This is a genomic window from Methanomicrobium sp. (assembly GCF_055145805.1).
In genome coordinates this window covers 1-6,803 of the sequence record NZ_JBSREC010000039.1, presented here as the reverse complement: position 1 = coordinate 6,803, position 6,803 = coordinate 1, and the positions used below count along the sequence as shown (strand labels likewise).

Here is a 6,803-nt window from a genome sequence, read left to right as displayed (position 1 = left end):
TTCCTTTAATTTCTCCTCCTCGTTTTTCTCCTCGGAATCATCAGGAGAATTCGGGAGAATTTCATCAATTTCAGTTTCTTCTAATTTCTCCTCTGTTTTCTCCTGTAATTTCTCTTTTTCTTTAGGAGAATTCTCCTCTTTTTCTCCTTTTTCTCCTGTATTTTCTCCGGGAGAAATCGAAGAATCAGGCGTATTTTCCACAAGTTCATCTTTCCAGATAACGCGATATTTACCGCAAACAGGGCATTTCCTCTTCTTATTTCCCTGATCACGGGGTATCCATTCGTTAGTACAATTGAGACAATGGGCTATTCTTCCCGTTTTCTCCTCGGATTTCTCCTTTTCTCCGGGAGAATTCTCCTCTTTTTCTCCTGTCATATAGGAGAAAATAGGGAGAAAACAGGAGAAAAATGGCAGGTTCCACGACATTAAAAAATAGGGTTAAAGGTTCTTTTTCATGGGGCGTTCCCAGATTATCCTTTTACCTCTTGCTTCCCCGTATCCCGGCAGCTGGAATATTTCAGTAAGAACAGGATCTGATTCAGTGATGAGTTCACACACCCCGGTACCGTGACAGGCCGGGCACTCCCTTTCGTAATGCCTCCCCTTCCCTCCGCACAATGTGCAGCGGGCTTTATACTTTCTTAGGGTTTTCAAGGTTCATCACTCCCCGGTATCTTCCCGCGGAAGAAAGGCCTTTAGTTCCGGATTATTTACAATAACCAGAGGCATTTTTATTTTATGCCGCCTGCAAGCATTCTGAACGGTGGATACACTAACGCCTAACTTTTTAGCAATATCCGGATTATGCAGGCCTGCTCTTTTCTGTTCTATAATCCAGTTACGATCTGAAAGTTCAGCCGGTGTTTCAGGAGTTCCCATCAGGCACCCCCTAAATCCTTTTTCTTCTTCTCTTCCATCAGCTGAGACCACCAGTCACGGGCACATTTTTCGCATATATCCGGCGGTAATTGCTTTCCAAAATTATCGTTAAAGGCCTGATTGAATTTCCCTCTTAACTCATCGGGCATTGAATCACAACCACAGGAACAGAAACCGGTCTTCTGTTCCGGCTGCTCCTCAGTCTCCGGTACTGGTTCGGGTTCGCTTGCTATACTCTCCGGTTCTTCATTCACTTTGAAATCTGCATCAACATATTCCATAACCGGCGGGTTTTCCGGTACTTCTTCGGGATTCTCTGACAGTTCAGCTTCATCATAAAGGCCTGTTATACAAAATGTTCGCCTTAATGCGTGACTTTCAGAGCACTTCTGTAACATAACATAAGGCATTTTTTGCCAGGCACCCGGTTGCTTTCCGGGCAGCTGCTCTTTGTAGAACTCAGAAAGATAAGCGGTGAATTTGATAGGGTGGCTCATTTTTTTATGCCAGACTGTTGTAGTTGCTGAATAGAGCTTCCCGTCTCTCTCCTCAAATGTAGTTTCCATCCCGTCAAAGTTGCCGCTATCGTGTGCAAGTTTTAAAAACCCGTCCCGGCCTATGATAATCCCCATTGGAGTAGCCCATATTTGCCGAGCGAATGGATCAAGCTTATACTTATTTGCAAGCTCCATCATGAGCATGAACTGTTCCGGCTTGCACCCCTTCGCGACAGTATCAAGCATTATCTCTTTCTGGTGTGGGGTGTATTCCATCGGCGCTAAATCGCTCATCTTATCACCGCCTCAAAAAGAATGACCGTGAATATTGCAACAAAGTAGGAAAAGGAAGCAAAGAGAAAGCCGACCACAAAACCCACTTTAACGGCTGAATTTCTCAGCATCCACCATTCTTTTAAAAATTCCTTTAAGCTCATGCCGTCCCCTCCTGAGCTTCAAGATATTGTTCTACAACTTCCCCGGACGCAACGATCCACCTTAAATATTCATTAATCAGCGGTTTAACGAAGCAATCAGGCAATAAATAGCCTTTTTCTCTGAATGTCGGTATAAATTCAAAACATGCTGCTTTTGCCTTATGTTCACCATTCCGGGCGTAAATTATCGGAATTCTCTTTTCTGAAAGGAATTTGAATAACTCGGATTTAATGAAGTTCTGTCTTTCCTGCTCCTTCCGTTTAACTTTAATTTCTGACTTTACTTTTAGGATTAATTCAGAAGATTCTGAAGAAAGCCCTTCAGGCATGGGTGCATCCAGTATCAATGATAATGCAAACTCCCTGAACAATGGAGATAATTTACCAGGTGGAATTAATTCTTTCAGAGCGAACAGCTGATCCTCTTCTATTCGGAATTTATATTGAGTGAGACTCATCTGGTCACCTCCGATGAATAGTAAGAGGTACCAGGTACCTTTAGCGATCTTTTTTGAAAGGAAGGGGACCCCCCTATGAAATTCTGCTGATAACGTGTTCCGATGTTTTTTATATCGGGAGATGCAACAAAACAAGTACAATCCATTTTGATATTGAAAATATTAAAAGGTGTAAATCCTTTTGATATTTCAGAATTTAACAAATATTCATTGTTTTTTTGAGAAGGTACCGATGAAAAAAACAATGTAGTTTTTGATAGGGTCTTCTGTCCCATATCAAAAAAACCGTATAGGTACCTGGTACCTATAGACCACTTAAGTTCCATCACTCCGCCCCCTGTGTTTTAGCTCCTAATGTTTGCCGGGTTGCCTCTCTTGCAAGCTCCGCCATAACTCCTATCCTCTTCCGGCTCATCTCAGGATCATCAGCATTAACACGGACTGTATAACCGGCTCTTTTCGTGCTGCCTGCAATTGTGATAGTATCGGGATACCTCGATACATCTTCAAAAATATGTTTAATCAAGGTTGCACCCCTCCGGGAGTTCACGCGGGTCGTGGTATGTCCCAATAGGAACAATCCTTCGGCCTTTCGGATTGTAAACAATTTTTACATAATCGGCTGTCTGTTTCCCTAATGCCTTTTTCAGATCTGCAAGGGTGATAACGTCCATTTCAGGATTATAATTTTTAGACTTTGCAGCCATTTTGTAAACTTTGCTTTCACCTATCAGCTTAACCGCATCGGTTGCTTTTAGATGAACAATTTTACCGTATATCTCCGGCTGCTCCTCTTTGAGTTTTTCAAGGTTTACGGTCTGCTTCTGTTCGACCGGGAACACAATTTCATAATGCTGACTTTCTATCTTGTCCCTGACAATCCGGTCAATCTCCCTTAAAGCCTTCTTTTCATAAATATCAGCCATTTCCTTTAGTTTTCGGGAGACATCTCCACACCATAAAGCATAATCATAAGGCAGTGCGGGTTCCTGGCTCTCTATTGCCTGCTCTATCTCAGCTATGCTAAACATCAGGCAGCCCCCTTATTTTCCGTCTCTGTGGATTCCTGAAGGCGTTTATTCCGGACTTCTTCAATAATTCCTCTGTTCTTATTACGATTCTTGATAGCTGCCTCTAAAGTGCAATATTCATCCCAACTTTCACACCTCATAGCGCTTAAATTCGGTTCGCTCATCCCGCAATATGGACAAGCTAAAAAATCCCGGACTGTCTGAATTGCATTATCAGGATCATACAGTTCAAAGGCCATCCCGCATTTTTCACAGATGTAAGTCACGCGATCACCCCTGCCGGTACCTGTTCCGGTTCCTGAAAAGCTTCACCCTTCAAAATTTTACTTATCTGCTGCTGACTTATTCCATATTCATGAGCTAACCGGCGTTGTGATAATCTACCCGCTCCTTTTGGAAGGTTCCGGGTCTGTTCATATCTCCGGCGGATTTCTTCAGCTTGAGAAGCGGTTATCTTTGCATTGTGGTTGTTCTCTCCCCGAAGTTTCCAGATAGTATTAGGATTCCGGCAATTCTCCGAGGCTGTAACAAGTCTGAGATTTTCAATCCTGTTATCCAGTTTATCCCCGTTGATGTGATCAACCTGTAACCTGTCGTCAGGGATTACCCCTCCATGAGCACCGATCCAGATTGCCCGATGTTTCATGATGCCTACTGAATGACCGTTGAATTTCGTACCTATCAGGGTGTATCCGTTTACTGTTTTCCCGACAACTTCCTGATGAAAGCGGTTAAAAATACGGCCTTCAGAAGGGATGAGGTACCATTCTCCGGATATGAACTTTTGAGAGGCTACCATATCTGAAAGATAAGGCATTTTGTCTTGTGCCAGTTATACCGCCCCCTTTGCAACTATGATCGGCTTTTGTGGCTCCTGCTCTATCTTGTTGAGAATCCATTCTTCATTTTCATTTGTGCAAAAAGGACACCTATGATCAGGTAATTTTTTCCCGGTATCTTGGAATATTGCAATGAAACCGCAATTAGGGCAGGTATGAGCGTTTATTAAAACCGTTCTTGCTGTTTTTTGCAATTCATCAGTATCAATAATTTCATTATCTTTCGGTTTAGAATTGTATTTGCCTGTTCCATGAGTGTTAATCTTGGCGGATTCACAAGGGCAGGCCTTATCCTTTTCATTCATCTTTAGACCTCTCTGGTTGCTGCTCTTCTTCGTCCAGATGTGATGCTATCAGACCCATGATTTTCTTACTGGTCTGCCGTCCGTATATCTCACGGAACCGTTCAAAAGCCTTGAAATCGGCTCCACAGATGTACAAATTGAAGTTTGCGTTCATTTTTCATCGCCTTATAATTCATATTCAGTTTGTATGTAAATTTACATCAAACTTACATACATAAATAAATCCAGATTTTATTTAAGCATATCGTTATATATTCCTCCTTACACCATGTTTACATACAGGAAATGTAGGAAATGGCGGCAATTTACAGCAAAAAAAATTTACTTTCATGTAGGGTTAGCAAGGAAACTTATGAAAAAGTAAAGTCGCTTACAGAAGGAGAAGAAGCTCCCTTTGAATCTATAAGTGAATATCTTTCAACAATCATTAATCAAGACCTTGCACGCCGCGAAATGAATGTAGATACTATAACATATCAGTTCTTAGAACTGCTGAAAAAGGATGAGATAAAAGAAGAGATTAAGAAGCTTTTAAAATAAGCTACTCTTCCAAAATCTCTTTTATCCGGCCTATTACTTCTTTTGAGAATAGCGCACGGACAAATGGATTATCATAATCAATACTTTTTCGTGCTTTCCTGTTACCCCGTGCCAAGAAGGGTTCATTCTCCCCTGTGACCAAATCATCTTTCTGCTTGCCTTTGTTTGTGAACCGGGATACATCCGCACTTTGTAAGCATAATGTCTTGCTGTGGGACAAAGGCAAAACCCCCATATCTTGATAATAGTCATTACTAATAATCTCAAAACCACGCGGTCTGAAAGTAAAACTGAGAAATTAAGCCTTATTTTTCAAAATATTAAATGCTTAGATTCTCCTATATGGATAACTATTCTTAATAAATTGAGCATGATATGTTCCATGCGAAGACGCATTCATTAAATTAGTGTAGATGTGTTGTGGTACACCATCATAAACATACAGTCCTCCACTGTTGAACTGAATATACAATTGGCTTTTTTGATCATCATAACCAATTGAATCAATATTTGAAGAACTCACACCATACATTTCTACCATTTTTAGGCCTCCATCAATTTTGATTTCTCAAAATTTCTATAGACCCTACATAGGATTAATATACTTTATTATTTTCTATCATCAAAGCCTATCATTGTTGGAATATATCTATCTAAAACACCCCGAATCAGATTAAAACTAAGTGCAATTTGAAAAAAATGCAGTATTATTAACTATGAGTTACCATAATATCATAAATTTAAAGTGAATATGCCTGATATCCTTAAAATACCCAAAATCCACGACGGAAGTTCTGGCTTTAAATTATTATTTGACATTTGGGATAAATACAATCAGTCAGAAGACCTCACATTTGATTTTTCGGAATGCCCTTTTATACAACAAAATGGCGTTGCTTTTCTTGCAGGTATAGCATCACACATACGAAAAAATGGTGGCAGTGTATCGGTTGATGAAAGTACATTAGACCCTAAAGTAGGAACAAATCTCGCTCAAAATGGTTTTTTAAATGAAATTAATGGAAACCATAAACCATGGAAAGGAAATTCTGTTCCTTTGAAACAATATTTCCAACAAGATATTAACAACATTGGAAAATACTTAGAAAACAAATGGATCGGTAAAGGATGGATTCATACTAGCAATAAATTAGCAGAAGACATTATAAGCACTGTTCTTGAACTTTATGTGAATGCTTTTGAGCATAGTTTTTCTGATATTGGAGTTTTCACATGTGGACAGCGTTTTCCAAATCAAAAAAAATTGGTACTGACAATTATTGATTTTGGAATTGGTATTCCTCAGTCATTAAATAACTACTTTGAAGAAACGGGCGAGTCTTTTGATGAAGATTATCGGTTAGAGATGGCTTTTCGCGATGGCTTTTCAACAAAAAAAAGAGAACAACCAAGGGGTATTGGTCTTGATTTGCTTAAAGAATTTATTCAAAAGAACCATGGGAGAATGGATATCTATAGTAATAATGAACATGTCCATATAGCATCAAATTCAATTAATTATAAAATTGAAGACTTTTATTTTTATGGTACCGCAGTCAACATAAAGTTGAAGTGCGATGAGAAGTATTATCTTATTGAAGGAGAGCCTATAGATCAACCATATTTCTGATGAGAATATGACTATTAATATTAAAGATATAATAGGGGAAAATTGTATAACCCTTGAGGATGGTGAAACGGTCTACAAACTGCTTCTCCCAATTCTCGATAATGATCAAGATGTAGATCTTGATTTCACTGGCGTGCGTATTTATGCCTCTCCTTTTTTCAATGGGGCAGTTGGCAAACTATTA

Annotated in this window: 17 protein-coding genes; 3 read left to right on the top strand and 14 right to left on the bottom strand. The window is 39.7% G+C overall.

The window, feature by feature from the left end:
- The 13 genes from ACTB1O_RS03245 to ACTB1O_RS03185 all read right to left on the bottom strand — a co-directional run.
- On the bottom strand, positions 1-378 hold a 378-nt coding region (locus ACTB1O_RS03245), incomplete at its 3' end, for a hypothetical protein (protein ID WP_462993704.1).
- A gap of 63 nt (positions 379-441) precedes the next feature.
- Positions 442-657, bottom strand: a complete 216-nt coding sequence (locus tag ACTB1O_RS03240) for a hypothetical protein (RefSeq protein WP_462993703.1) — start codon at positions 655-657, stop codon at positions 442-444.
- Positions 658-663: 6 nt separating this feature from the next.
- The gene (locus tag ACTB1O_RS03235; protein ID WP_462993702.1) at positions 664-882 is read right to left on the bottom strand and encodes a helix-turn-helix domain-containing protein; all 219 of its coding nucleotides are present in this window, start codon (positions 880-882) and stop codon (positions 664-666) included.
- Positions 882-1,673, bottom strand: coding sequence for a recombinase RecT (locus tag ACTB1O_RS03230; RefSeq protein ID WP_462993701.1), 792 nt, complete (start codon positions 1,671-1,673; stop codon positions 882-884). Before ACTB1O_RS03230 ends, ACTB1O_RS03235 begins: the two co-directional genes overlap by 1 nt.
- The gene (locus ACTB1O_RS03225; protein WP_462993700.1) at positions 1,670-1,816 is read right to left on the bottom strand and encodes a hypothetical protein; all 147 of its coding nucleotides are present in this window, start codon (positions 1,814-1,816) and stop codon (positions 1,670-1,672) included. The genes ACTB1O_RS03230 and ACTB1O_RS03225 overlap by 4 nt, the downstream gene beginning before the upstream one ends.
- Positions 1,813-2,274 (bottom strand): hypothetical protein, encoded by a 462-nt coding sequence (locus ACTB1O_RS03220; RefSeq protein ID WP_462993699.1) that lies wholly within the window; start codon positions 2,272-2,274, stop codon positions 1,813-1,815. Before ACTB1O_RS03220 ends, ACTB1O_RS03225 begins: the two co-directional genes overlap by 4 nt.
- Entirely contained in the window at positions 2,271-2,600 is a 330-nt protein-coding gene (locus ACTB1O_RS03215; protein WP_462993698.1) for a hypothetical protein, read from the bottom strand. The genes ACTB1O_RS03220 and ACTB1O_RS03215 overlap by 4 nt, the downstream gene beginning before the upstream one ends.
- Complete coding sequence (locus ACTB1O_RS03210) at positions 2,600-2,800, bottom strand: hypothetical protein (protein ID WP_462993697.1); 201 nt, start codon at positions 2,798-2,800, stop codon at positions 2,600-2,602. The genes ACTB1O_RS03215 and ACTB1O_RS03210 overlap by 1 nt, the downstream gene beginning before the upstream one ends.
- Positions 2,793-3,305 carry a hypothetical protein gene (locus tag ACTB1O_RS03205; protein ID WP_462993696.1) on the bottom strand — a complete coding sequence of 171 codons (513 nt, stop codon included), beginning with the start codon at positions 3,303-3,305 and terminating at the stop codon, positions 2,793-2,795. The genes ACTB1O_RS03210 and ACTB1O_RS03205 overlap by 8 nt, the downstream gene beginning before the upstream one ends.
- Positions 3,305-3,571 (bottom strand): hypothetical protein, encoded by a 267-nt coding sequence (locus ACTB1O_RS03200; protein WP_462993695.1) that lies wholly within the window; start codon positions 3,569-3,571, stop codon positions 3,305-3,307. The genes ACTB1O_RS03205 and ACTB1O_RS03200 overlap by 1 nt, the downstream gene beginning before the upstream one ends.
- Positions 3,568-4,122: an HNH endonuclease gene (locus ACTB1O_RS03195; RefSeq protein ID WP_462993694.1), complete on the bottom strand. Its 555-nt coding sequence runs from the start codon at positions 4,120-4,122 to the stop codon at positions 3,568-3,570. The genes ACTB1O_RS03200 and ACTB1O_RS03195 overlap by 4 nt, the downstream gene beginning before the upstream one ends.
- Positions 4,123-4,137: 15 nt before the next feature.
- Positions 4,138-4,449: a hypothetical protein gene (locus ACTB1O_RS03190; protein ID WP_462993693.1), complete on the bottom strand. Its 312-nt coding sequence runs from the start codon at positions 4,447-4,449 to the stop codon at positions 4,138-4,140.
- Positions 4,442-4,603, bottom strand: coding sequence for a hypothetical protein (locus ACTB1O_RS03185; RefSeq protein WP_462993692.1), 162 nt, complete (start codon positions 4,601-4,603; stop codon positions 4,442-4,444). Before ACTB1O_RS03185 ends, ACTB1O_RS03190 begins: the two co-directional genes overlap by 8 nt.
- 140 nt (positions 4,604-4,743) lie before the next feature.
- Here ACTB1O_RS03185 and ACTB1O_RS03180 point away from each other — a divergent pair, with 140 nt between their 5' ends.
- Positions 4,744-4,989, top strand: a complete 246-nt coding sequence (locus tag ACTB1O_RS03180; protein ID WP_462993691.1) for a hypothetical protein — start codon at positions 4,744-4,746, stop codon at positions 4,987-4,989.
- Between the two features lie 328 nt (positions 4,990-5,317).
- On the opposite strand, the gene ACTB1O_RS03175 is transcribed toward ACTB1O_RS03180, so the two are convergent.
- Positions 5,318-5,521: a KTSC domain-containing protein gene (locus ACTB1O_RS03175; RefSeq protein ID WP_462993706.1), complete on the bottom strand. Its 204-nt coding sequence runs from the start codon at positions 5,519-5,521 to the stop codon at positions 5,318-5,320.
- A 219-nt stretch (positions 5,522-5,740) separates the two neighbouring features.
- Between ACTB1O_RS03175 and ACTB1O_RS03170 the strand changes: the two genes are divergently transcribed.
- Positions 5,741-6,619: an ATP-binding protein gene (locus ACTB1O_RS03170; protein ID WP_462993690.1), complete on the top strand. Its 879-nt coding sequence runs from the start codon at positions 5,741-5,743 to the stop codon at positions 6,617-6,619.
- A gap of 7 nt (positions 6,620-6,626) precedes the next feature.
- On the top strand, positions 6,627-6,803 hold a 177-nt coding region (locus ACTB1O_RS03165), incomplete at its 3' end, for an STAS-like domain-containing protein (protein ID WP_462993705.1).

Bases quoted from the DNA above. Each gene is read 5' to 3' on its own strand.
- ACTB1O_RS03170 (WP_462993690.1), top strand. From the start codon at position 5,741: ATGCCTGATATCCTTAAAATACCCAAAATCCACGACGGAAGTTCTGGC.
- ACTB1O_RS03190 (WP_462993693.1), bottom strand. From the start codon at position 4,449: ATGAATGAAAAGGATAAGGCCTGCCCTTGTGAATCCGCCAAGATTAAC.
- ACTB1O_RS03215 (WP_462993698.1), bottom strand. From the start codon at position 2,600: ATGGAACTTAAGTGGTCTATAGGTACCAGGTACCTATACGGTTTTTTT.
- ACTB1O_RS03195 (WP_462993694.1), bottom strand. From the start codon at position 4,122: ATGCCTTATCTTTCAGATATGGTAGCCTCTCAAAAGTTCATATCCGGA.
- ACTB1O_RS03235 (WP_462993702.1), bottom strand. From the start codon at position 882: ATGGGAACTCCTGAAACACCGGCTGAACTTTCAGATCGTAACTGGATT.
- ACTB1O_RS03220 (WP_462993699.1), bottom strand. From the start codon at position 2,274: ATGAGTCTCACTCAATATAAATTCCGAATAGAAGAGGATCAGCTGTTC.
- ACTB1O_RS03205 (WP_462993696.1), bottom strand. From the start codon at position 3,305: ATGTTTAGCATAGCTGAGATAGAGCAGGCAATAGAGAGCCAGGAACCC.
- ACTB1O_RS03185 (WP_462993692.1), bottom strand. From the start codon at position 4,603: ATGAACGCAAACTTCAATTTGTACATCTGTGGAGCCGATTTCAAGGCT.
- ACTB1O_RS03230 (WP_462993701.1), bottom strand. From the start codon at position 1,673: ATGAGCGATTTAGCGCCGATGGAATACACCCCACACCAGAAAGAGATA.
- ACTB1O_RS03175 (WP_462993706.1), bottom strand. From the start codon at position 5,521: ATGTATGGTGTGAGTTCTTCAAATATTGATTCAATTGGTTATGATGAT.
- ACTB1O_RS03180 (WP_462993691.1), top strand. From the start codon at position 4,744: ATGGCGGCAATTTACAGCAAAAAAAATTTACTTTCATGTAGGGTTAGC.
- ACTB1O_RS03225 (WP_462993700.1), bottom strand. From the start codon at position 1,816: ATGAGCTTAAAGGAATTTTTAAAAGAATGGTGGATGCTGAGAAATTCA.